Raw genomic sequence first — 22,925 nt, forward strand, 5'->3', positions numbered from 1 at the left:
TTGGCGCAAAACTGGAAAGGCAGTGTCGTAATTATCGGCTTGCAGACCGAACGAAACCTGTAGCTTTCCAGGCTGACACGCAGGATCCTTCGATGTTTCTCCAGCTCTTGCCGATTACGGCGCTATTGACCAGCACGTTTCTGATGCTGACGGCGGGGGGCCTCGCGGGAATTCTGTTGCCGCTGCGCGCCGGCATGGAGGGCTGGTCGCCGACGACGATCGGCTGGCTCGGAACCGGTTATGCGCTTGCCTTCACCGGGGGCTGCATCGTGGTACCACGGCTGGTCCGGCGCGTCGGCCATGTCCGGGTCTTCGCCGTTCTCCTGACGCTGCTCAGCATGTCGATGCTCCTGCATGGCTTGATCGTCGATCCCTGGGCCTGGACCGTTTTTCGCGCTCTGGCCGGATTTTCGCTCGCCGGGAGCTACATGGTCATCGAGAGCTGGCTCAACGAGCGCGTAACCAATTCGACGCGCGGCATGGTGTTCTCGATCTATATGATCGTGTCGATGATCGGCCTCCTTGTCGGCCAATATATCCTGCCATTCGGCAATCCCATGACACAGGCGCTGTTCATGATCGGCGCTCTCATCTACGCCGCCGCCCTCATACCGACGGGCCTTTCCAATGCGCAGTCGCCGCGTCCGCTCACTCAGGTCTCGCTGGATTTGCCCGGCCTCTTTCGCAAGTCGCCTGCGGCGCTGGTCGGCTCGCTGCTTGCCGGTATCATCGCGGGTGCATGGAATTTCTTATCGGCGGTCTATGGACGCGATATCGGGCTTTCCACCTTCGGCATCGCCACGATGATTGCCACATCGATGATCGGCGGGGCGATTTTCCAGTACCCCATCGGCCGCATGTCGGATTTCATCGACCGTCGCTACGTCATGGTCGTCGCCGGGATTGGCGGCGTCGCCATATCATTGACGATGATCATGCTGCAGCCAACGACGCCATGGGTCATCTATACGCTGATGTTCGCTTTCGGGACCGTGCTCTTCCCCATCTATTCGCTGAACGTGGCCCATGCCAACGACTTCGCCGAGCCGAGCGAATTCGTCAAGGTGTCGAGCGGACTGCTCATTGTCTACGGTGTTGGCAGCATGATCGGGCCGCAGATTGCGGGCCGGCTCATGGACTTGAACGGCCCGTCCGGATTCTTCGTGACGATGGCGATTACCTACGCCGCCTACGGATCCTACGCGTTCTGGCGCAGCCTGCGCCGTGCCGCGCAGGCGCCCTCGACGCGGCCGGATTTCGCCATTCGCCCACATGACCGCCCGCAAACGCCCGAAACCTTGCAACTGCACCCATTAAGCGAAGCGGCTCAGGGCGAGCAGCAGTAGGGCAATCACCCCTGCGGCGTCGATGCCTTGCGCGCCCTTGCGCGTGCAAGGCCTAGCCGGTGCTCACGGTAGATGATGAAGATGCCGGCACTAATGACGATGACCGCGCCGGTGATCATTTCCGCGGTCGGGATATCACCGAAGAGCAGATAGCCGATAGTAATCCCGAGCAACATGGATGTGTATTCGAACGGCGCAATTGTCGACATGTCGGCGTGGCGGTAGCTTTCAGTCAGCAGGATCTGCGCGACGCCGCCGGCGATCCCGGCCATGATCAGATAGGTTGCCTGCAGGCCCGTTGGCCACACCCATCCGAATGGAAAACTTACGAGCGCGATAAGGCTCGACGCGATCGAGAAATAGACGACGATTGTGGGTGTACGCTCCGTTTGCACGAGCTTGCGCACGAGCAGCATGGCAACGGCAGCAAGCCCGGCGCCGCCGAGCGTGGCAAGCGCGCCAATCGCCTCGCCGCCGCCAAATTCCGTCGCCCCGGTAAAGAAGGACATGCGCGGCCAAAGGATGATCAGGACACCAACGAGCCCGAAGCATACCGCCGACCAGCGGTAGAGACGAACCGTCTCGCGCAGAAATATCGCGCTGCAGACAACGGTCAGGAGCGGCGTCGCGTAAGAGATGGCAATCGATTCCGGCAGCGGCAGTTTGGTCAGGCCGTAGAAACTGAGGCTCATGGCGCTGACGCCGACGAAGCCGCGCCAGAAATGGCTGAAGGGCTCGCTCGTCTTGAAAGCGACGGACATCTGTCCCTGCCAGGCGATAAAGGCAATGACCGGAAAGATTGCAAAGAAGGAGCGGAAAAAGACGAGCTGGCCGGCGGGAATGCCATCCGATGCCTTGAGCAGGCTCGACATGCAGACGAAGACACAGACGGAGGCGACTTTCAGACCAATTCCGAGCATCGCATTGGTCGAACGCAATTTGTCTGCAACGGGCGGTTCACCTTCTTGCGGGTGAACGATAGTGGTCACAACGGGAATTCCTTGGGGGTAGGCGGCGAGCGAAATGATGAGGACTGGAAACTGATATATCTATATGCTTGTTTTCGCAGGCACACCAGATGGAATTCCGATCACGTTGCGTTTGGCGCTCAAACAATCGGGTGATCGCTGACCTCAGGGTTTCATACCGACGCAACTTGCTCTAGGTTCCCGCACCACACAAAGGATTTTTCGACTATGCGTACCGATACCGGCAAGGTTTTTCATCTGGAAGATTACAAGCCGACCGATTTCCTTATTCCCGAAACACATCTGGATTTCACGCTCGATCCGGAACGCACGATTGTCAAATCGAAGCTTATCGTCGAACGCCGCGCAGGCGTCGGCGCCGATGCACCGCTCATTCTCGATGGTGACGAACTCAAGCTTGTCGATATCCGCATCGACGGAGCCCCGCTTGGCGACAATGCCTACATGGCCTCGCCGGAGCGACTCGAGATCCGCGGCCTGCCGGAAAGCGGAAGGTTTACGCTTGAAATTACCACGGAGATCAATCCTACTCTCAACCGGCAATTGACTGGCCTCTACCGCTCGAGCGGCGTGTACTGCACCCAGTGCGAGGCTGAAGGCTTTCGTCGGATCACCTATTTCCTCGACCGGCCGGACCTTCTTTCCGTCTATACGGTCCGCATCGAAGCGGCGCGCAGCGAGGCGCCTCTCCTGCTTTCAAACGGCAACCCCAAGGATAAGGGAGCGCTTACGGATGGGCGCCACTTTGCAGTCTGGCACGATCCGCATCCCAAGCCCGCCTATCTCTTTGCGCTCGTCGCCGGCGATCTCGGCGTCATCAACGACAGCTTCACGACGGCTTCCGGCCGCCATGTCGATCTCGGCATCTATGTCGAACATGGCAAGGAAGCGCGCGCGCTTTATGCGATGGACGCACTGAAACGTTCGATGAAGTGGGACGAGGAGGCATTCGGCCGCGAATACGATCTCGACATCTTCAACGTCGTCGCCGTTTCCGATTTCAACATGGGCGCGATGGAGAACAAGGGGCTCAACGTCTTCAACGACAAATATGTCCTTGCCGATCCCGAGACGGCGACCGACGCCGACTATGCCGGCATCGAGGCCGTCATCGCCCACGAATATTTCCACAATTGGACAGGCAATAGAATCACTTGCCGGGATTGGTTCCAGCTTTGCCTCAAAGAAGGCCTGACCGTCTATCGCGACCATGAATTTTCGGCCGACATGCGTTCACGGCCGGTCAAGCGCATTGCCGAGGTCAAGGCGCTCAAGGCGCATCAGTTCCCGGAAGACGCCGGTCCCCTCGCCCATCCGGTGCGCCCGCGCCAGTTTCGCGAGATCAACAATTTCTACACCTCGACGGTCTATGAAAAAGGTTCGGAAGTCGTGCGCATGATCCGCACGATCCTTGGACCCGAACTCTTTCGCAAGGGCATGGATCTCTATTTCGAACGCCATGACGGCGATGCAGCGACCATCGAAGATTTCATCAAGGTCTTCGAAGATGCCTCCGGCGAAGACCTCAGCCAGTTCGGCCTCTGGTACGATCAGGCGGGAACGCCCAATCTCGCCGTCACTTACGACTACGACCAGGCAACCAAGACATTCGAGATCGAAATCGAACAGTCGCTGAAGCCGACGCCCGGACAGGCGTCGAAGAAGCCGATGCACATTCCCATCAAGTTCGGCCTGCTCGGTGCCAAGGGCCGCGAACTCAAGCCGCGGTCGGCGAAAGGCGGGCTCGTCGATGGCGACGTGATCCATCTGCGCAAGCGCAAGGAACGCTTCACCCTTTCGGGCATCGCCGAGCGCCCGGTGCCATCGCTGCTGCGCGGCTTCTCCGCGCCGGTGACGATGACGAGTGAGCTGACCCGGACTGACCTCATCTTTCTTGCACGCAACGATGGCGACGAGGTCAATCGCTGGCAGGCATTGACCGAGCTTCTCAACAGCAAGCTCACCAGCAACGCCAAACGTATTCGCGGCGGCAAGCCGGCGACCATCGAAAGCTCATCGATCAAACTTCTCGGGGAGATCGCGGCCAATGTTGTGTTGGACGAGGCTTTCCGCGCGCTTTGCCTGAGCGTTCCGTCCGAAAGCGATATTGCTCGCGAGCTCGGCGCCAATATCGACCCCGACGCGATCCTCGCGAGCCGCGACGCGCTGATCAAGACCGTCGCCGAAGCCAATGAGGAAAAGTTCACCCAGATTTACGAACAGCTCGCCGATGACGGGCCATTCCAGCCCGATGCTGCAAGTGCGGGGCGGCGTGCGCTGCGCAACGTCCTCCTCGATTATCTGTGTGTCGCGGAAGCGGATCCGAAGCGGGCGGCTGCTCAATTCAACGGCGCCGACAACATGTCGGACCGTGCAGCGGCGTTGCATGTGCTTGTCCAGCGCTTCAGCGGCAGCGATGCGACCAGCCATGCGCTCAAGGCCTTCGAGGACCGCTTCGGCAGTGACGCGCTGGTCATGGACAAATGGTTCATCGTCCAGGCGATGCAACCCGGCGTCGGAGCGCTGCAGAGGGTGCAGGGCCTGATGAAGCACAAGCTGTTCTCTCTCGACAACCCCAACCGCGCGCGTGCGCTCATCGGCGCGTTTTCGAGCGGCAACCAGACCGGGTTCAACCGCGCCGATGGCAATGGCTATGTCTTCTTTGCCGAAACGATCCTGACGATCGAAAAGAAGAACCCGCAGCTTGCCGCGCGCCTGCTGACTGCAATGCGCTCCTGGCGCTCCTTCGAGCCGGTACGGCGCGAACATGCGCGCGAAGCGCTGGCAAATATCGCCAAAGTCGGCGGTCTTTCGGCGGATGTGCGCGATATCGTGGAGCGAACTCTGGCTTAGGCCGGCAATCCGGGCCACCTGCGATCAGGGAATTCGAGTCATTTCAAGGTGTTACGATCCGTCGTTCATCGGCGGCCTCGATTTGCCTAAACTATTGATAAATATTTAATAAAGGGACTAGACACAAAGAATCAGTTTTGATTCACTGTAGCTGCTTCGGATGTGCGGCGTGCCGGAGCAAATCACGGGACACAACGACAATTCGAGGGGGCCATTCAATGGCAAATGCGGACGCGTATCGCGCGCCGACGGGGAAGATTTACGCCAAGGACCGGACGACTGCGCGGGGGCGCAACCGGCTCTCCGGACACGTAAAGCTTCTTGCCGACCCCGCCTATGGCAAGCTTCTCGCCACCGAACCCTACCTGCGCCGCGCCATTCCGCCGCTCATCGTCGTCTTTCTCATCGTGCTCGCCGTCATCCGCTTGATGTCACTGCTCGCCTGGCGCGACGATGCCGAACGGACGGCCCGCGCTACCCTTTCAATGGCTGCCATCCATATGGCGAGCATCATCGACAATCGGATGAACGGCGGCCAGAAACTCGGCCGCGGCGATCTTCAGAACATCATCGCCGAGACCCGCGCCAGCGACCTCATCCCTCAGGGCATGTGGTTTGCAATTGCCGACGCGGATGCGCGCATTATCGCCTCGTCCGAAGGCGGCGAGCGCTGGCGCGAACGCAATCTCGAAACCTTCGTCACCGAGGGGCAGCCGCTGTTCTTGTTTGGCGAGCGTGCCGGCACCATGCCCGTCAAGGTCGAGGGAACGCCAGCCTTTGCCGCCTATAGCCGCACAGCCAATGCGGCGCATTCTGTCTTCGCCATGCAGCCGGTCGAGGACGTCTTTGCCGAGTGGCGGCGCACCGTCTCGGTCAATGTGACGATGTTCGCAGGAACAGCGACGATCATGCTGATCGTGCTCTACGCCTATTTCAGCCAGTCGGCCCGGGCCCAGGATGCAGACGAGCTATACCAGCACACGCAGGCACGGGTCGATACCGCCCTCGCCCGTGGGCGTTGCGGTTTGTGGGACTGGGACATGGCGCGCGGGCGGGTCTACTGGTCACGTTCCATGTATGAAATGCTGGGCTATGAGGCGCATGATGCGATCCTCTCGCTCGGCGACATTTCGTCGATCATTCATCCCGACGACGACAAGCTCTATAATGTCGCCTCGCAGGTCGCGGCAGGCGAAATCAACCAGATGGATCGCGTCTTCCGCATGCGTCATGCCGAGGGCCATTGGGTATGGATGCGGGTCCGCGCCCAGGTCGCGGGCGAAGGCGACCTGCATCTCGTTGGTGTCGCCGTGGATGTGAGCGAGCAGCATCGCTTTGCCCAGGCGACCGCGCAGGCCGACCAGCGCATCCGTGAAGCGATCGAAAGCATCTCCGAGACCTTCGTTCTCTGGGACGCCGAAAACCGGCTCGTCATGTCGAACGGCAAGTTCAACGAGTATTCCGGACTTGCGAACGAGTGTCTCCTGCCCGGCATCGGCCGTGACGAGCTGGAGCCGCGCATCCGCGCCGTCGCCTTCGAAAAGCGCATGGCCAATGAGAATGGTCGCAACGGCGCGCTGACCTTCGAAAGGCAGCTTGCCGACGGACGCTGGCTGCAGGTCAACGAGCGTCGGACGCAGGATGGCGGGCTTGTCTCAGTCGGCACAGACATCACTCAATTGAAGGTGCACGAGGAACGGCTGGTCGACAGCGAGCGCCGCCTGATGGCGACCATTCACGACCTCAGCCTCGCCCGCAAATCCGAAGTCGAGCGTACGCTCGAGCTTACGGAGCTCAACAGCAAATACGTGGTCGAAAAGGAACGTGCGGAGGCGGCAAACCGCGCCAAGTCCGAGTTCCTCGCCAACATGTCACACGAACTGCGCACGCCGCTCAACGCCATTATCGGCTTTTCCGAGATCATGCATTCGGGAACCTTCGGCGAACTCGGCTCCGACCGCTATGTCGAATATGTGCACGACATCCACACCAGCGGCAATTATCTGCTTAACGTCATCAACGACATCCTCGACATGTCGAAGATCGAAGCGGGACATTTCTCGCTCGATCGCGAGGAAATCGATCTCTGCCCGCTCATCCACGAAACCGTCCGGGTCATCTCGCTGCAGGCGCAGGAGAAGGACATCAAGGTCGATACGCGCATTGCCGACAGCGTCACGATCGACGCCGACCGCCGCGCGATCAAGCAGGTGCTGCTCAACCTTCTCTCCAATGCCGTGAAATTCACCGATACGGGCGGGCGCATCGCGGTGCGGGCGCGCAAGGTCTCGGGCGCGCTGGTCTTCACAGTCGAGGATACCGGCTGCGGCATCCCGAAATCGGCGCTGAAGAAAATCGGCCAGCCCTTCGAGCAGGTGGAAAACCAGTTCACCAAGTCGCATGCGGGCTCCGGACTTGGGCTCGCCATTTCCCGCTCGCTCACGGAGCTTCACGGCGGCGCGCTGAAGATCCGTTCAACCGAGGGGGTCGGCACCATTGTCTCAGTGCGCATCCCGACGCGGGCGCTGGAAGTCGCCTAGCTACTTCTTTGCTTTCTGCAGCAATGAGTCAAACGTCTTGCGTACCGACATGGCTGTCTCCTGAAGTTGCGCCTCCACGCGATCAAGATCGGGAAGGTCGGAGGCCTTGCAGAGAAGATCGCCAAGCCCTGGCGGGAAATCCTCGCGCTTGACATCGCCATCGAGGCACAGGCGGATGATCTGGGTAACGCCGGTATAGAGGTTCGCGGCCTCGACAAGACGGTCCGCTGTTGCGGGATCGACGAACTCGGGCTTCAGCTTGCGCAGCACTTCTGCCGTGGAAAGGGCCACGACGGGCCCTTCGACATTGCCGGTGAGCACCGCAAACTGGGCGATGAATTCGAGATCGATGATGCCGCCGGCGACAAGTTTCAGGTCCCAGGCGTCGCTCGGGGGTTTCTCCGCTTCAATCAGAGCCCGCATTTCGGCGGCATCCTTGGCGATCTTCGACGCGTCGCGTGGCATCGCAAGGATGCCGGCCACGTCTTCCTGAATTTCGGGGAAGAAAGAGGCATCGCCGGCTACCGTGCGCGCCCGGGTCAGGGCCATATGCTCCCACGTCCAGGCATCATTGCGCTGGTATTTGCGGAAGGCGTCGATGTGCGTGGCGACCGGGCCCTTGTTTCCGGACGGCCGCAGCCGGAAATCGACTTCATAGAGAACGCCTTCCGCCGTCGGCGCCGAAAGAGCCGCTATGAGGCGTTGCGTCAGGCGCATGTAGTATTGCGACGGCGCCAGGCCTTTTTCGCCATCTGACTCGTCCGCATCCTCGTCATGATCGTAGAGCAGGATGAGATCGACATCGGAGCCGGCGGTCAATTCGCGGCTGCCGAGCTTACCCATGCCAAGAATGGCGATGCGTCCACCTTTGATCGAACCGTGTCTTACGGCGAATTCGTCGATCACCGCCTGCAGGGCGCGGTCGATGACGAGATCGGCAAGGTCCGAAAAGGCCTTGCCAGCGCGCGCGCCGTCGATCGCGCCGGTGAGCAGGCGGATGCCGATGAGAAAACGGTGCTCGGCGGCGAAGATGCGCAGCCGGTCGAGAATATCCTCGTAAACCTTGGAGGGCCCGAGAAAATTCTCCAGCCGCTCCGCAAGATAGCTGCGCGTTGGAACATCGGCGAAGATCGCCGGGTCGAGCATGCCGTCGAAAATATGCGGCTTGCGGGTGATGATTCCGGCAAGTCTTGGCGCCGCGCCCATGATCAACACCAGAAGGTCGAGGAGGCGCGGATTTGACTGCAGCAGGCTGAAGAGCTGTATTCCCGCCGGCAATCCCTTGATCATTTCGTCAAACCGCATCAGCGCTTCATCGGCACGGCTCGTCGCGCCGAAGGCCTTCAGCAGGACCGGCGTCAATTCGGTGAGGCGCTCGCGCGATTCCGCCGACTGCGTGGCACGGTAGCGGCCAAAGTGCCAGGTACGGATGACGCGGCAAATATCGCTCGGGCGTTCGAAGCCAAAATTGGCGAGCGTCTTCAATGTGTCCGGATCATCGACATCGCCGGTGAACACGAGGTTTCCGGCCTCGCCGGTAAGTTCCTGCGCCTGTTCGAACAGCGCGGCATAGTGTGTCTCGACGGTCGTGAGCGCCGCGCGGAAATCCGCCGCAAAGCTTTCGCCATCGCGATAGCCCATCAGATGCGCAACGCGCAGGAACTCCTCGTCGTCTTCCGGCAGCATATGCGTCTGCTCGTCGGCAATCATCTGGATGCGGTGCTCGACATCGCGCAGGAACCAGTACTCTCGCGTAAGCGTGTCGCGCGCTTCCTCGCCGATCCAGCCGAGGTCCTCCAGTGCCGCAAGCATATCGACGGTGCGCGAGCCCCTGAGCTTGGGAAAACGGCCGCCGGCAATGAGTTGCTGCGTCTGGACGAAGAATTCGATCTCGCGAATACCACCGCGGCCGAGCTTCACATTGTGGCCACGCACGGCAATTTCACCGTGGCCCTTATGCGCGTGGATCTGCCGCTTGATCGAATGCACATCGGCAATCGCGGCATAATCGAGATATTTTCGCCAGACATAGGGTGCAAGTTCCGCAATCACCCGCTTGCCAGCGGCGATATCGCCGGCGACGGGCCGCGCCTTGATCATTGCAGCGCGTTCCCAGTTCTGACCCCGACCCTCGTAGTAATTGAGGGCGGCGCCGACGGGAATTGCCAGCGGCGTCGAACCCGGGTCGGGACGCAGCCGCAAGTCGGTGCGAAAAACGTAACCGTCCGCCGTACGGTCCTGAAGGATGCGCACCAGCCGGCGCGTCAGTCGCGAGAACGTTTCAACGCAGTCATAGGGGTCGGGAATGGCCGGGCTGTGCTCGTCGATGAAGACGATGAGATCGATATCGGAGGAATAGTTCAGTTCGAACGCGCCGAATTTCCCCATGGCGAGGATGATCCAGCCCGAATCAACCTCCGGATGCTTCAGATCGGGGAGCTTCAATTTGCCGGCGGCATGGGCGTCGCGAAGGAGGAAGCGCGCGGCCGCTCCAACACTCTCTTCGGCCAGGCGCGAAAGCCAGAACGTGGCATCATCGGCCGAAAAAACACCTGACAGATCGCCGAGTGCGATAAGCAGATGCCCTTCGAGCTTGTGCTGCCGCAGTGCCGTCATCAGATCGGCTTCGGTGAGGTCTTCCGCATCGCTGCCGGCCGAGATCTCATGCAACAGCGCTTCAAGCCGCTGGGGGAGCGAACGCTCGAACAGTGGATCGAGCAATTGCGGACGCTGCAGGAGCGTACCGCGCAGATAGGGCGAAAGATCAAGAACGGCAGACAGAAAACCGGCAGCGGGCTTGTTGTCGTTCAGCGCGCTGCTGAAGCCGCAGCCTTTTTCCGCGGCATGGGCAAGAAACTCGCGCAAGAGAGCCGCAGCATTCTTCTTATCCAAGGGCGCCAGTTCCCGCAATACCTGCGAAAAGAATGGCGCATCAGCATTCGCCGCCTTGGATATTCCGCTCATCCGCTTTCCTCTCCCGCCGGAAATGTCAGGACCGCCCGTAACCCCGGCGCGTTGTCTGCTAGTTCCAGGGAACCACCGTGCAATTTCATGACCGCCTTGGCAAGGCTGAGACCAAGACCGGAACCGGGTTGCGAACGGCTTTCCTCGAGTCGCACAAAGCGTTCTGTCGCGCGCTCCATCTGATCGGCGGGAATGCCTGTTCCATTGTCCGCAACGATGACTTTCACCTTGTCATCCGCTCTCACGACGGAAAGCGAAACCTCCACGGGACGGTCGATGCCGCTGGCATATTTGATCGCGTTGTCGACAAGATTGGACACGGTCTGCGCGACAAGTTCGCGGTTGGCCCTGACAGGCGTTGCATCAACGGGTCCGAGCAAGAGCTGGACACCGGCTTCCTCGGCGGAAGGCTCATAAAGCTCGAACACGTCCTCGGCGATCACCGAGAGCGGGATTTGTTCGAGCGCTTCCGTTGAATAGCCGGATTCCAGGCGCGAGATCATCAGTATCGCATTGAAGGTGCGGATAAGCTGATCGGAATCGCTGATCATGCCTTCCATGGCAGCGCGCCATTGTTTCGTCGTCCTTGCGCTGGCGAGGGCAGATTCTGCGCGATTGTGCATGCGCGTCAGGGGCGTCTTCAAATCGTGGGCGATGTTGTCGGAGACATGCCGAACGCCTTCATTGAGTTCCTGAATGCGCGCGAGCATGCCGTTGAGATTCTCGGACAAGCGGTCGAACTCGTCACCGGACCCGCTGACCGGCAGGCGCCCGGCGAGATCGCCGCCCATGATCCGCTGCGATGCGACGGAAACCTTGTCGATGCGCTGCAGCGCGCGGCGGCCGACGAAAAACCAGATCAGGAACGCGCCAATGCCCATGGTACCGAGAGCGGCCATGAGCGCCCGGCGCACGACGAGGCGAACCTGCTCGGGCTCCCCGAGGTCACGCCCGACCATCACGCGAATCCCGTTTGGCATGACGATGACGCGGGCAATGGCGGTGTGGGTCTTTGCCTCGTTGCCCTCGCCGTAACGCTCATAGGTGATGGGACGTTCGATCCAGCCTTCAGTCTGGAGGACGCCGATTTCAATGCTTTGGACGTTTCCGGCAACGATCCGCCCGGCGGGGTCAGTCACCAGATAGAGATAGGCGCCCGGCTGGCGGCCACGCCGATCGATCGAGCGGACAAGCCCGGCAATGCCGCCGCGCTCATAGGATTGACCGATGCTTTCGATCTCTTCGTTGACGGCGGTCTCAGTTTGCGTGGTCAGAAGACGCACAGAAAGGCTGGTCATGTAGAATACGAGGCCCAGCGCGCAAACGGTAAAGAGCAGCAGGTAAAGTGCCGACAGCCGGACGGCCGTCATCTTCATCATGGCGGAGAAACGGCTCATGCACCGGTCTCGGCTGCCTTGAGCATGTAGCCGGCACCGCGCACCGTGTGCAGCAGCGGCGTACCGAAATCCTTCTCGATCTTGCCGCGAAGGCGCGACACATGGACATCGATTACATTGGTCTGCGGATCGAAATGGTAGTCCCATACATGTTCAAGCAGCATGGTACGGGTGACGACCTGCCCGGCATGGCGCATCAGATACTCAAGCAGGCGAAATTCTCGCGGCTGCAGGATGATGACCTGGCCCGCACGTTTGGCCGTATGGGAAAGACGGTCGAGTTCGAGATCGCCAACCCGGTAGACGGTCTCGGCCTCTTTTGGGCTAGAGCGGCGCTGAAGCACCTCGATCCGTGCGAGAAGTTCGGAGAAAGCATAGGGCTTGGTAAGATAATCGTCGCCGCCAGCGCGAAGACCGGTAACGCGATCATCGACCTGGCCAAGGGCGGAGAGGATCAGGGCCGGCGTGTCATTGCCCCGCGCCCGAAGCGCCGCCACGACCGAAAGGCCATCGCGACGCGGCAGCATCCGGTCGACGACGAGCGCATCATAGCTGCCCTGCTCCGCCAGCGCGTAACCGGTTTCGCCATCGCCGGCGACATCGGCCGTGTGGCCGGCCTCGGCAAAGGCCTTTTCCAGATATCGGGCCGCTTCGCGGTCATCTTCAATGACGAGAATCTTCATGGCGCAATTCTAAGCCGGTTTTGGTGAATGCGTTAAGTGGTGCCCCAAAAGAAGTGGGCGGCAGATTAATCGAAGGAGATCTGCCGCCCTTGTTTGCGTTGGCGCTTGCGGGGTGGGGGATGTGAAGCGCCGCCGCAACCTTTAGATCAGGATCAACCCTGATTGATCGGCAGCGCCACGAAGCGCGACTGATCGTTGGTCTGGACCTGCAGGAGGACCGCCTTGCGGCCGGCCTTCGTTGCAGAGGTGATCGCCGTCTCGATGTCCGCGCCGCTCTTTACGGGCAGGTTGTTGACCGAAACGATGATGTCACCCGTGGTGATGCCCTTGTCGGCTGCGTCGCCCTGGCGGTCGACGTCGGTAACCACGACACCCTTGCCGTCGTCGGAAGGCATGACGGTCAGGCCGTAGTCATCAAGAGCCGAAGGCTTTGCAGTCTCCTGGTCCGGCTGCGTGTTCTTCGAGGCCAGCTGATCGTCGCCCGGCATCGCCTTGATCGCAACGTTCAGGGACTTTGCTTCACCCTTGCGCCATACAGTCAGCTCGACATCCTTGCCCGGATTGATCGCAGCGATCTTCTTGGCAAGATCACGTGGGTCGGAGACGGTCTCGCCGTTCACGGCCGTGATCACGTCGCCTGCCGATACGCCAGCCTTTGCGGCGGGGCCATCAGCCTGCGGTTCGGCAACGAGAGCGCCCTTCTCTTCGGCAAGGCCAAGGGATTCAGCGATCTCCTTGTTGACCGGCTGAATCTGTACGCCAATCCAGCCACGCGAAACCGATCCGGTCTTGATGAGCTGATCGACAACGTTCTTTGCTGTCGTCGAGGGGATGGCGAAGGCAATGCCGACGCTGCCGCCCGACGGGGAGAAGATAGCGGTGTTGATGCCGACGACTTCACCGTTGAGATTGAAGGCAGGGCCACCGGAGTTGCCGCGGTTGACGGCAGCATCGATCTGCAGGAAGTCGTCATAAGGGCCTGCGCCGATATCACGGCCGCGAGCAGAGACGATGCCCGCCGTAACGGTACCGCCGAGGCCGAACGGATTGCCGACAGCAACGACCCACTGGCCGACGCGGATCTTGTTGTCGTCGCCGAACGAGACATAGGTGAACTTGCGCTTGTCATCGACCTTGAGGACGGCGAGATCGGTACGCTTGTCCTTGCCGATCAGCTTGGCGTCGAGTTCGGTGCCGTCATTCAGCACGACCGAATAGGCGCTGCCGTCTTCAACGACGTGGTTGTTCGTGACGAGATAGCCGTCTTCAGAGATGAAGAAACCGGAACCCTGGGCAGTCGGACGGATGCGGTCCGGACGGTTGTGATCGCGCGGGCCACCCTTGCGCGGCTCCATGCGCTGGCCGCCTTGGCCACCGAAATCGTAGAAGAAGCGCTTCAACGGATGGTCGTCCGGCAGCTGATCAAGGCCCGGCATGCCCCCCGAACCATCGTCAGCGGTCTGGTGAACGGCGCTCTTGACGCGGACGCTGACAACCGCGGGGCTGACCTTCTCGACAACGTCGGCAAAGCCGGGCTGCTGGGGAGCATCGACACGCACGGCCTCGGCCTGAGCCGGAACGATAGCGGCGAGCGGACCCGTTGCCAGAAAGCCCCCGACGAGCGCCGAGGACAACATTGCGGCAGCGATGCCCTTGCGGAAGTGTGAGGACTTGCGAATATTCGGCATGAATGTATCTCCTTGAAAGTCCGATCGTTAGGAGGACGATCGCTTTATAGCAGTAGTGATACAGATAGGAACGTTACCCCGCTATTTCCGCAACATGACAAATTTGTAAGATTGACGTTGGACGACATGTGGAAAGCTGGCTACAAACCGCAGGCGCTTCCACCTTCTGTTACCTGGAGACACCCATGCCGCCGCTTGGCTCAACGCTGCGTATCCATAAGCCTTACGAAGGCGTTTATGCCTTCTATGATGGACGGATTGACGGGGTGCGCGCCTATTCCGAACGTCCCAACTGGCTGGATGACGGCGCTTATTCGCTTGGCGTATGTTCCTATGCACTGCTGTCTGGAGATGAGGCGCTTGTCTATGACACGAGCATTTCTCTTCCCCACGCCCGAATAATTCGCAAGACCCTCGAAGATGCCGGAGCACGCAGGATTACGGTCGTGCTGAGCCACTGGCATGTGGATCACGTTGCCGGCAACGAAGTTTTCGCCGATTGCGAGATCATCGCCAATAGCCTGACGGAAAAGGCGTTGCGCAATCATCGCGACAATCTGGAAAACAGGGATCCGCCAATCCGCCCGCTGGTCATGCCCAACCGCATTTTCGAGGATGAATTGAGCTTGAAGATCGGTGCGTTCGAGGTCGATTTACGCGTCGTCGATATTCACAGCCGCGATGGCACGATGCTGCTGCTGCCGGCAATGGAACTATTGTTTGCCGGCGATGCGCTCGAGGATCCGATAACCTATGTCGCTGAACCCACCAGGCTGAAAGAGCATCTTGCCGATCTCGCCCGCATGGCGACCTGGGATTTCTCGAAGATCCTGCCCAATCATGGCGCGGAGGATATCATTGTCGCGGGCGGTTATGGGGCGAGCCTTATCGATGCAACAAGAAACTATGTCGAGAAGCTGATCACGGTACGCCAAAACAGGGATCTCGCGAGCGACGACCTTCAAGCATTTGCAGAAGAGGATTTTCGGTCGGGAGCGATCCATTATTTCGCTCCCTACGAGGTCGTGCACCGCGAGAACATCAAGGCAGTTCTCTCGGGAGAAGCGGAAGAATAGTCCGCCTTATTCCTTCGGAGCGGCGAAGATCTTTTTCAACTCGCGTTTTTCGCCATCCGTAAGCGGTGTGATCTGCGCAGGATTAGCGCGACGCCGCCGTATCGAAATAAGAATGGCGAATCCTCCGGCAACAAGCGCAGCGATCGGGAAGCCCCAAAGCAGGAGCGTCGAGAACTGCAGCCGCGGTTTCAGGAGCACAAACTCGCCATAGCGCGCGACAAGAAAGTCGAGCACCTGCTGGTCAGTATCGCCGGCGACCAGCCGCTCGCGCACCAACAACCGCAAGTCCTTGGCAAGATCGGCGTTCGAATCGTCGATCGACTCGTTCTGGCAAACCATGCAGCGCAATTCTGCCGAGATGGTACGGGCACGTTTCTCCAGGGCCGGATTGCTCAACATTTCGTCAGGCGACACCGCCTGCGCCGCGCCAGCCAGGCACAAAGAGAGGCCGAGGATAATTAGAACAAGCAGGCGCTTCATGCCGTCGCTCGCGCCTTCGATAGCTTGGCTTTCGCCGGCGCACCAATGCGAAGACGCCGGTCGAACAGCGAGAGACAGCCCCCGCCCATCATCGCAACGCCGCCGAGCCAGATCAGAGTGACCAACGGTTTCCACCACACCCTCACAACGACGCCGCCATCCTTGGCCGCATCGCCGAGCGAAACATAGAGCTGGCTGAACCAGAACGTCTTGATGCCCGCCTCCGTTGTCTGCATCTTGCGGACGGGGAAGAAACGCTTTGACGAAAGGAGAACCGTCACTTCGGTACCCGAACTGTTAAGGACCGTAAAGTGACCCTGATCTTCGGTGTAGTTGGACGATTTCACGGACTCGGTCCGGTCAAAACGCAACGTATAACCGCCCGCGGCGATGGTATCGCCGGGCTTCATCACGAGAACGCTTTCCGTTGCAAAAGTCGACACCGCCACAATGCCGAGCAGAGTGACGCCGAGTGCGAAATGCGCGAGCGTCGTGCCGAAAACCGAACGCGGCAGACCGACGAGGCGCTGGAAGGCAGTGCTTGCAGAGGTCTTGCCGAAACCGGTCTTGAGAACGAGATCGGTGATCGCGCCAAGCATCAGCCACACTGCAAGACCGATACCAAACGCCGCGAGAACGCCGGACGCCGACGTCTGGTAGAGCACGAGACCAACGGCAATGAGCGCGATAAAGAACGCGGCCATCAATCGTTGCGCTACGGCGAGAATATCTCCGCGCTTCCAGGCAAGGAGCGGTCCGAACGGCACCGCGGCCAGCAACGGTAGCATCAGCGGGCCGAAGGTGAGATTGAAAAAGGGCGCGCCCACCGAAATCTTCTCGCCGGTCAGCGATTCGAGCAGCAGCGGGTAAAGGGTGCCGATCAGAACAGTTGCCGCTGCCGTTGTCAGGAAGAGGTTGTTGAAGACGAGCGCTCCTTCGCGGGAGATCGGTTGGAACAGGCCGCCGGGTTCCAGCGTCTGCGCCCTCCAGGCGAAGAGCGCCAGCGATCCGCCGATGAAGAGCACAAGGATCGCGAGGATGAACAGGCCGCGTCCCGGATCGGTCGCAAAGGTATGAACCGACGTCAGCACGCCGGAGCGAACAAGGAATGTGCCCAGCAATGACAACGAGAAAGTGAGGATCGCGAGCAGTATCGTCCAGATTTTCAGCGCCGAGCGCTTCTCCATGACGAGCGCCGAGTGCAGCAGCGCCGTTCCCGCGAGCCACGGCATGAACGAAGCGTTCTCGACCGGATCCCAGAACCACCAGCCGCCCCAGCCAAGTTCGTAATAGGCCCAGTAGGAGCCCATGGCGATGCCGCCGGTCAGGAACAGCCAGGCGGTCAAAGCCCATGGGCGCACCCAGCGCGCCCAGGCGGCGTCGATCCGGCCATCGATCAGGGCCGCGACGGCGAAGGAAAAGCAGACCGAGAACCCGACATAGCCGAGATAAAGCATGGGCGGGTGGATGGCGAGGCCGATATCCTGCAGGATCGGATTGAGATCCTGGCCTTCGATGGGCGCGGGATTGATGCGGGTGAAGGGATTGGACGTCGCCACGATGAACAGAAGGAAGGCACTGCCGATCCAGGCCTGCACACCCAGAACATTAGCTTTGAGCGCCGGCGGCAAATTATTGCCAAAGAAAGCGACGAGCGCGCTGAAGAAGCTGAGGATCAGCACCCAAAGCAACATGGAGCCTTCGTGGTTGCCCCATACGCCGGTGAATTTGTAGAGCAGCGGCTTTTGCGAATGGGAATTCTCAAAGACGTTCTGCACCGAGAAATCGGAAAGGACATAGGCTGTCGTCAACGCAACGAAGGAGAGCGCGATCAGGGCGAAGACCGTGAAGGCCGCGGGAACTGCGACCGCCATCATCCGCTCGTCGTTGCGGCGCGCGCCCAGAACAGGCAGGACCGCCTGCACTATTGACAAGGCAAGGGCGAGTACCAGCGCGAAATGTCCAAGTTCCACTGTCATTGCTGCTTTGCCTCCCCTTGCCAGACACCCTTGGCTTTCAGACTGTCTGCAACCTCCTTGGGCATGTAGTTCTCATCATGCTTGGCGAGGACGCTATCGGCAACGAATGCACCGCCCGGCGTGAACCTGCCCTCGATCACCACCCCCTGGTCCTCTCGGAAGAGGTCCGGCAAAATGCCCTCAAACGTCACAGGCACGCTTTTGATGTGATCGGTAACGGCGAAACTTACTTTCGCGCCCTCACCGCGCACGACGGTACCCTTTTCGACGAGCCCGCCCAGCCGGAAGCGCGACTCCGACTGCATATCGGTTGCCTGAATATCCGACGGCATGCGAAAGAAGGCGATCTTCTGCTGAAGCGCAAACAGCACGAGCGCTGCCGCGACGCCGAGAACGAGCAGCCCGCCGCCGATCACCGAAAGCCGTTTCTGTTTGCGCGTCATCAATTTTTCTCCGGCGTCCCGGGCTCGTCTTCAAGCCCGAGGTCCTTGGCAACCGCATCAAGCTGAGCGACCTTGTCGGCACTCAGAACCAACTTTGCACGCCCAAGCGCTTCAATCGCATCGTTTGGGCGGTTGAGAACCACGTAGGAGCGAACCAGCCGTTCCCAGCCCTCCACATCATCAGGCGATTGTTTCAATTTTTCGGCAAGCCCGGCGACCATCGTTTCGATCATCTCGGCACGATCCTGGCTGCTCATGCCGGCTGCCGCTTCGACCTGCGAGGCATCGGGGCCCGTCTTTTCGACATTGCTGACATCCGGCGCATCACCTGAGATTTCCTGGTCCAACCTGGTCAACGCGGCCTGCGCCTGATCGCGCCATGGAACGTCCGCGGGTGCTTCGACCAAAAGCTTCCTGATCAGATCGCGGGCTTCCGTGAGGCGACCCTGCTGCATCCACCCGTCAATGATGAAGAATTGCGGACGCATGTCCTTTGGATCGAGTTCAAGCGCGTGCTTAAAGACCGCCTCCGCCTCAGGCGTGACCTTGCCGTCGGCGGCAGCCGTCATCGCCTGCCCGAGGCCCAGTTGCCGCGTCGCGGTGTCGCCATTGAGGCGGATTGCGTTCTGGAACGCGGTTATCGCATCGGCAGGCCGGCCAATGCGAAGATAGATTGGCGCCAGCACCTCCCAGCCCTGCCCATCGTCCGGATTGAGCGTGAGGTGAGCCTCGGCGCGCGCTATTAGCTCGGCGGGCGTGCTTTGATCCGGCGGGCGCGACAGACGCTCGGCCAGCGGCTGTGCCGGAAGATCAGGCGAGCCCGTCTTCGTATAAATGCCCCAGGAAATCAATGGAATGGCAATTACGGTTGCGAGCGTGAGCCATTCGCGCAACGCACTTTTCTGCGGACGAATGCTTGTCCTGTCGACTTCGACGGCCTTTGCAGATTTCAGCAGGCGGCGGCCGATCTCGGCCCGCGCCTGTTCGCTGCTTACATGGTCGATGAGCCCGCGCTGTTCGTCCGCGTCAAGTTCAAGCAGCTGATCCCTGTAGACTTCGACATCGTATTGACTGTCCGATGCCGATGGCTTGACGCGGCGCGTCAAGGGCAGAAGCACGAGCAACGTCGCGCCCACGGTCAAAATTGCAGCGGATATCCAGAAAACCATGGGTTGAGACATAGACTCCCATCCGCCTAAAATCCAAGGGATTTCGCAGATAGGGCATTTCGCCGCAAAACTAAAATGTGATCAGATTGCTGCTATGTAAGCGGTGTCCAGGTGCCGTCTTCATTTCGGCAAGCCGTCCCGCGCGCTGATTGCGGCGTGCCGTCTATCCTCACGGTATGCGTGTACTGGCGGCAATTTTGCGATCCCACCTGATAGGGCTGCGCGGCAACGACCTCCCCGGAGCGAGTGCCAGTGCTGTTCTTCCACTCGACGGTCTTGCCGGCGGGAGAATACTCCAATGCCTGGTATTCGGCTTGCAGGGCGCGCTTGCGATCGGAGGCATCGAGCGACGCATTGCCGACCAGCCCATTGCCGAGAGCGGCAATCACGCCGGAGGCCGGCGCCTTTGCGCCTCCCGTGAGGCCGCTGATCGTTCCGCCGCCACTTTTCGATGCTGAGGTCGTCGAGCAGCCGGCGAGGAGTGCGACCGCTAGGAAGGAAATGGCAATCTCAAGTTTCATCATCTGTCCGTCTACAAATACATCAAATACATGGGCAGCAATCGTTTATGGCCTGATTGAGCGCCGTCTTGCAAGCCTCATTCAGGTTCCGGCGACGGGCAGTGTCAAACGGGCGCTCAAGCCGCCAAGATCGGCACTGCGTTCCAGCCGAAGCGTGCCGCCATATTCACGCACGGTGTCGTGGACGATGGAAAGCCCAAGACCGGTGCCCGGCTTGCTCTCGTCAAGACGCTTGCCGCGCGTCAGGGCATCCTTGATCTGTTCGGGGGCGAGCCCCGATCCATCGTCATCGACGCTGATCTCGAATCCGGCATCTACCTGGCTGAGCCTAAGCCTGATGACGCAATTTCCCCATTTGCCGGCGTTCTCAAGCAGATTGCCGACCATTTCTTCAAGGTCTTCCTGTTCGCCTGCAAAGATGACATCGTCCATGTAATTGTCGAAGCGCACTTCCTTGTCGGGATTGAGCTTCGCAGTTACGCGCACCAACCGTTCGAGAATCGGCGTCACCGGCGCTCGAAACACCACGCTGTCGCGCTGGGCGGCGACGCGGGCGCGTTGCAGATAGTGCTGGACCTGTACCTGCATAGCCGCGCTCTGCTCGGCGATGAGGCGCCCCTCGGTGCCGCCGATCGTGCGGCTTTCATTGACGAGCACGGAAAGCGGCGTCTTCAGCGAATGGGCGAGATTTCCGACCTGGGTTCGCGACCGTTCCATGATGCGACGATTGTTGTCGATCAACGCATTCATCTCGCGGGCAAGCGGCGCGATCTCATCGGGCAGGTTCTCATTGAGGCGTGTTACCTTGCCCTCGCGAATGTCGGTAAGGCTCCTTCGTACACGGTCGAGGGGTCTCAGGCCGAATAGGATGACGGCAGCGTTGATCAGCGTGCCGCCCAGGCCGAAGATACCGAGGTAAAAATACAGCGTATGGCGAAAATTGGCGATTTCGCCTTCAACTTCGCTGAGATTGCCCATGACGCGGAACCGGGCGACACGGTTCTCCGCGTCGAGGACGACCTCCGTTTCGACGACAGAGAGCTGCTGCCCATTTGGCCCCTCTTCCGTGTATGAGCGCTGAAACGAGGTGTCGAAGGGCACGAGGAGCGTGGTCGGCGAGTCGATGCTCTTGTCGCCAAGCGAAATGGAGCGGAGCGAGCCCTTGAGGTTGTCACCCACTGGCTCGACCGACCAGTACCAGCCCGACATGGGGCTCGAATAGCGCACTTCTCCAGGATCGGGACGGCCTGCAAGTGCGCCGTCATTGACGCTGACCGACGCGATGACGCTGAAGAGATGGGCCGAGAGCAATTGCTTGAAGCTTTGCAGGCGCGCCTCGCCATAGAGCGCCGAGATGATCGTGGCGATCGCGAAAAACGAAATGATGGTCCAGAGCGTCGACAGGGTGATGACGCGCAGGGAAAGCGAACGCAGGCTGGGAAGATAGCTGCTCAGGCGGATGTTCACGCGTTCGCCCTTTGTCCTTGTGGTGATCGAAAGGTGGTCCGTAGCCGGCAGGCGGGACACAATCAGGACTTGCTGTCCTGTGACTTGATCCGGTAGCCCATGCCGCGGATCGTTTCGATCAAATCCATGCCCATCTTCTTGCGCAGACGTCCAACAAAGACTTCGATCGTATTGGAATCTCGGTCAAAATCCTGGTCGTAAAGATGCTCGACGAGTTCGGTGCGCGAGACCACTTCGTCCATATGATGCATCAGGTAGGATAGAAGGCGAAACTCGTGCGAGGTCAATTTCAGCGGCGTACCGTTGACCGTGGCTTTCGATGTCTTCGTGTCCAGCCGCAACGGTCCGCATGTAATCTCTGACGAAGCATGTCCCGCGGCGCGGCGGATAAGGGCACGCAGGCGCGCTAGAACTTCCTCGATGTGAAAGGGCTTGGCCACATAATCGTCCGCGCCGGCATCGATACCGGCAACCTTGTCGCTCCAGCGATCGCGCGCAGTTAGCAACAGGACCGGCATGCTGCGGTTGTCCCGCCGCCACTTTTCAAGAACCGTCAGGCCGTCCATCTGCGGCAGACCGATATCCAGCACTGCCGCGTCATAGGGCTCCGTATCCCCCAGGAAGTGCCCCTCCTCGCCGTCAAAAGCCTTGTCGACCACATAGCCGGCCTCGGTCAGCGCTTCGACCAGTTGGCGATTGAGGTCACGATCATCTTCGACGACGAGTATTCTCATCCATTGTTTCCCAAGCGCAAACTCAGTTTGCCGGAACGGCCACTTCGACGCGGCGTGGCCGTTCGCCATCCCGGCCTGGAATGAGCACCACGACAACGCATACTTCCTTGCCGTTCTGCACAACGGACGTGGCGCGCGCAAGGGTGCCGCCTTGCGAGTCCGCGACCTGTTGGCCGACAGACGAACAATCCGCGGCTTGGGCGCTGCCGGCCCCAAGGACGCCAGCGACCGATATAAGGCCCGCAAGGGGCAGGGAGAAAATCAGGTGTTTCATCATGGCGTTATTAGTATCGCTTGGTGTCTGAACGATGCATGAACAGTTGGGATGCAAAGGGCAGGATTGCCACTACGTCACGCCTTTTAACACTATATTTCTTTACGTGAAATGAGCGACGTCGCACTTATGCGGCCAAATAACGCTGCGATTCCGCTGAGCGCGGTCATGAATTGTACGATGGTCTCGGTGAGTTCGGCCGGTTGGACATGCTCAACGGAAATGTTGAAGAAGCCCGAGCAGGATAGCAAAACCGTAACGATCGATGCCCAGATCGTCTTCGAAAGGTACCAGGGTTTTTCATTGGTCATAATCAAATCCC

General features: G+C 60.0%; 18 protein-coding genes. 4 read left to right on the forward strand and 14 right to left on the reverse strand.

From position 1 onward, the window contains the following. Window positions 1–92 precede the first annotated feature (92 nt). The gene (locus HQ945_RS02755; RefSeq protein WP_174207629.1) at window positions 93–1,346 is read left to right on the forward strand and encodes an MFS transporter; all 1,254 of its coding nucleotides are present in this window, start codon (window positions 93–95) and stop codon (window positions 1,344–1,346) included. Window positions 1,347–1,351: 5 nt separating this feature from the next. Here the strand turns inward: HQ945_RS02755 and HQ945_RS02760 are convergent, their stop codons facing one another. Continuing rightward, window positions 1,352–2,266, reverse strand: coding sequence for a DMT family transporter (locus HQ945_RS02760; protein ID WP_091950308.1), 915 nt, complete (start codon window positions 2,264–2,266; stop codon window positions 1,352–1,354). Between the two features lie 276 nt (window positions 2,267–2,542). On the opposite strand from HQ945_RS02760, the gene pepN reads away from it, so the two are divergent. Then, window positions 2,543–5,188, forward strand: coding sequence for an aminopeptidase N (gene pepN / locus HQ945_RS02765; RefSeq protein ID WP_174207630.1), 2,646 nt, complete (start codon window positions 2,543–2,545; stop codon window positions 5,186–5,188). 218 nt (window positions 5,189–5,406) lie between these two features. Continuing rightward, window positions 5,407–7,728: a PAS domain-containing sensor histidine kinase gene (locus HQ945_RS02770; RefSeq protein WP_174207631.1), complete on the forward strand. Its 2,322-nt coding sequence runs from the start codon at window positions 5,407–5,409 to the stop codon at window positions 7,726–7,728. Here the strand turns inward: HQ945_RS02770 and HQ945_RS02775 are convergent, their stop codons facing one another. The 4 genes from HQ945_RS02775 to HQ945_RS02790 all read right to left on the reverse strand — a co-directional run bounded on the left by HQ945_RS02775 (window position 7,729) and on the right by HQ945_RS02790 (window position 14,460). Then, window positions 7,729–10,692, reverse strand: a complete 2,964-nt coding sequence (locus HQ945_RS02775) for a bifunctional [glutamine synthetase] adenylyltransferase/[glutamine synthetase]-adenylyl-L-tyrosine phosphorylase (protein WP_174207632.1) — start codon at window positions 10,690–10,692, stop codon at window positions 7,729–7,731. It lies immediately after the preceding gene. Continuing rightward, window positions 10,689–12,089, reverse strand: coding sequence for a sensor histidine kinase (locus tag HQ945_RS02780; RefSeq protein WP_113282009.1), 1,401 nt, complete (start codon window positions 12,087–12,089; stop codon window positions 10,689–10,691). Before HQ945_RS02780 ends, HQ945_RS02775 begins: the two co-directional genes overlap by 4 nt. Continuing rightward, a complete protein-coding gene (locus HQ945_RS02785) occupies window positions 12,086–12,772 on the reverse strand; it encodes a response regulator transcription factor (RefSeq protein ID WP_027229934.1) in 687 nt (228 codons plus the stop codon). The genes HQ945_RS02780 and HQ945_RS02785 overlap by 4 nt, the downstream gene beginning before the upstream one ends. A gap of 152 nt (window positions 12,773–12,924) precedes the next feature. Beyond that, complete coding sequence (locus HQ945_RS02790) at window positions 12,925–14,460, reverse strand: Do family serine endopeptidase (protein ID WP_027229935.1); 1,536 nt, start codon at window positions 14,458–14,460, stop codon at window positions 12,925–12,927. 185 nt (window positions 14,461–14,645) lie between these two features. Here HQ945_RS02790 and HQ945_RS02795 point away from each other — a divergent pair, with 185 nt between their 5' ends. Further along, complete coding sequence (locus HQ945_RS02795; protein WP_113282010.1) at window positions 14,646–15,536, forward strand: MBL fold metallo-hydrolase; 891 nt, start codon at window positions 14,646–14,648, stop codon at window positions 15,534–15,536. Window positions 15,537–15,542: 6 nt separating this feature from the next. Here the strand turns inward: HQ945_RS02795 and HQ945_RS02800 are convergent, their stop codons facing one another. The 9 genes from HQ945_RS02800 to HQ945_RS02840 all read right to left on the reverse strand — a co-directional run bounded on the left by HQ945_RS02800 (window position 15,543) and on the right by HQ945_RS02840 (window position 22,914). Next, complete coding sequence (locus tag HQ945_RS02800; protein ID WP_091919246.1) at window positions 15,543–16,016, reverse strand: cytochrome c-type biogenesis protein; 474 nt, start codon at window positions 16,014–16,016, stop codon at window positions 15,543–15,545. Then, complete coding sequence (locus HQ945_RS02805) at window positions 16,013–17,995, reverse strand: heme lyase CcmF/NrfE family subunit (RefSeq protein ID WP_113282011.1); 1,983 nt, start codon at window positions 17,993–17,995, stop codon at window positions 16,013–16,015. The genes HQ945_RS02800 and HQ945_RS02805 overlap by 4 nt, the downstream gene beginning before the upstream one ends. Next, entirely contained in the window at window positions 17,992–18,438 is a 447-nt protein-coding gene (gene ccmE / locus HQ945_RS02810; protein ID WP_027229939.1) for a cytochrome c maturation protein CcmE, read from the reverse strand. The genes HQ945_RS02805 and ccmE overlap by 4 nt, the downstream gene beginning before the upstream one ends. Next, window positions 18,438–19,619, reverse strand: coding sequence for a c-type cytochrome biogenesis protein CcmI (gene ccmI, locus HQ945_RS02815; protein ID WP_113282012.1), 1,182 nt, complete (start codon window positions 19,617–19,619; stop codon window positions 18,438–18,440). Before ccmI ends, ccmE begins: the two co-directional genes overlap by 1 nt. Window positions 19,620–19,699: 80 nt before the next feature. After that, complete coding sequence (locus HQ945_RS02820) at window positions 19,700–20,128, reverse strand: hypothetical protein (protein WP_113282013.1); 429 nt, start codon at window positions 20,126–20,128, stop codon at window positions 19,700–19,702. An 81-nt stretch (window positions 20,129–20,209) separates the two neighbouring features. Next, window positions 20,210–21,511 carry an ATP-binding protein gene (locus HQ945_RS02825; RefSeq protein ID WP_113282081.1) on the reverse strand — a complete coding sequence of 434 codons (1,302 nt, stop codon included), beginning with the start codon at window positions 21,509–21,511 and terminating at the stop codon, window positions 20,210–20,212. A gap of 146 nt (window positions 21,512–21,657) precedes the next feature. Beyond that, a complete protein-coding gene (locus tag HQ945_RS02830) occupies window positions 21,658–22,329 on the reverse strand; it encodes a response regulator transcription factor (RefSeq protein ID WP_027229943.1) in 672 nt (223 codons plus the stop codon). 22 nt (window positions 22,330–22,351) lie between these two features. Further along, entirely contained in the window at window positions 22,352–22,606 is a 255-nt protein-coding gene (locus HQ945_RS02835; protein WP_036813231.1) for a hypothetical protein, read from the reverse strand. Between the two features lie 89 nt (window positions 22,607–22,695). Continuing rightward, window positions 22,696–22,914, reverse strand: coding sequence for a hypothetical protein (locus tag HQ945_RS02840; RefSeq protein ID WP_091919251.1), 219 nt, complete (start codon window positions 22,912–22,914; stop codon window positions 22,696–22,698). Window positions 22,915–22,925: the final 11 nt, after the last annotated feature.

The organism is Phyllobacterium pellucidum (genome assembly GCF_013327855.1).
Classification (GTDB): domain Bacteria; phylum Pseudomonadota; class Alphaproteobacteria; order Rhizobiales; family Rhizobiaceae; genus Phyllobacterium; species Phyllobacterium pellucidum.

Excerpts from the sequence above, each read along its gene's own strand:
- HQ945_RS02755 (WP_174207629.1), top strand. The coding sequence starts at position 93 with ATGTTTCTCCAGCTCTTGCCGATTACGGCGCTATTGACCAGCACGTTT.
- HQ945_RS02760 (WP_091950308.1), bottom strand. The coding sequence starts at position 2,266 with ATGCTCGGAATTGGTCTGAAAGTCGCCTCCGTCTGTGTCTTCGTCTGC.
- pepN (WP_174207630.1), top strand. The coding sequence starts at position 2,543 with ATGCGTACCGATACCGGCAAGGTTTTTCATCTGGAAGATTACAAGCCG.
- HQ945_RS02770 (WP_174207631.1), top strand. The coding sequence starts at position 5,407 with ATGGCAAATGCGGACGCGTATCGCGCGCCGACGGGGAAGATTTACGCC.
- HQ945_RS02775 (WP_174207632.1), bottom strand. The coding sequence starts at position 10,692 with ATGAGCGGAATATCCAAGGCGGCGAATGCTGATGCGCCATTCTTTTCG.
- HQ945_RS02780 (WP_113282009.1), bottom strand. The coding sequence starts at position 12,089 with ATGAGCCGTTTCTCCGCCATGATGAAGATGACGGCCGTCCGGCTGTCG.
- HQ945_RS02785 (WP_027229934.1), bottom strand. The coding sequence starts at position 12,772 with ATGAAGATTCTCGTCATTGAAGATGACCGCGAAGCGGCCCGATATCTG.
- HQ945_RS02790 (WP_027229935.1), bottom strand. The coding sequence starts at position 14,460 with ATGCCGAATATTCGCAAGTCCTCACACTTCCGCAAGGGCATCGCTGCC.
- HQ945_RS02795 (WP_113282010.1), top strand. The coding sequence starts at position 14,646 with ATGCCGCCGCTTGGCTCAACGCTGCGTATCCATAAGCCTTACGAAGGC.
- HQ945_RS02800 (WP_091919246.1), bottom strand. The coding sequence starts at position 16,016 with ATGAAGCGCCTGCTTGTTCTAATTATCCTCGGCCTCTCTTTGTGCCTG.
- HQ945_RS02805 (WP_113282011.1), bottom strand. The coding sequence starts at position 17,995 with ATGACAGTGGAACTTGGACATTTCGCGCTGGTACTCGCCCTTGCCTTG.
- ccmE (WP_027229939.1), bottom strand. The coding sequence starts at position 18,438 with ATGACGCGCAAACAGAAACGGCTTTCGGTGATCGGCGGCGGGCTGCTC.
- ccmI (WP_113282012.1), bottom strand. The coding sequence starts at position 19,619 with ATGTCTCAACCCATGGTTTTCTGGATATCCGCTGCAATTTTGACCGTG.
- HQ945_RS02820 (WP_113282013.1), bottom strand. The coding sequence starts at position 20,128 with ATGAAACTTGAGATTGCCATTTCCTTCCTAGCGGTCGCACTCCTCGCC.
- HQ945_RS02830 (WP_027229943.1), bottom strand. The coding sequence starts at position 22,329 with ATGAGAATACTCGTCGTCGAAGATGATCGTGACCTCAATCGCCAACTG.
- HQ945_RS02835 (WP_036813231.1), bottom strand. The coding sequence starts at position 22,606 with ATGATGAAACACCTGATTTTCTCCCTGCCCCTTGCGGGCCTTATATCG.
- HQ945_RS02840 (WP_091919251.1), bottom strand. The coding sequence starts at position 22,914 with ATGACCAATGAAAAACCCTGGTACCTTTCGAAGACGATCTGGGCATCG.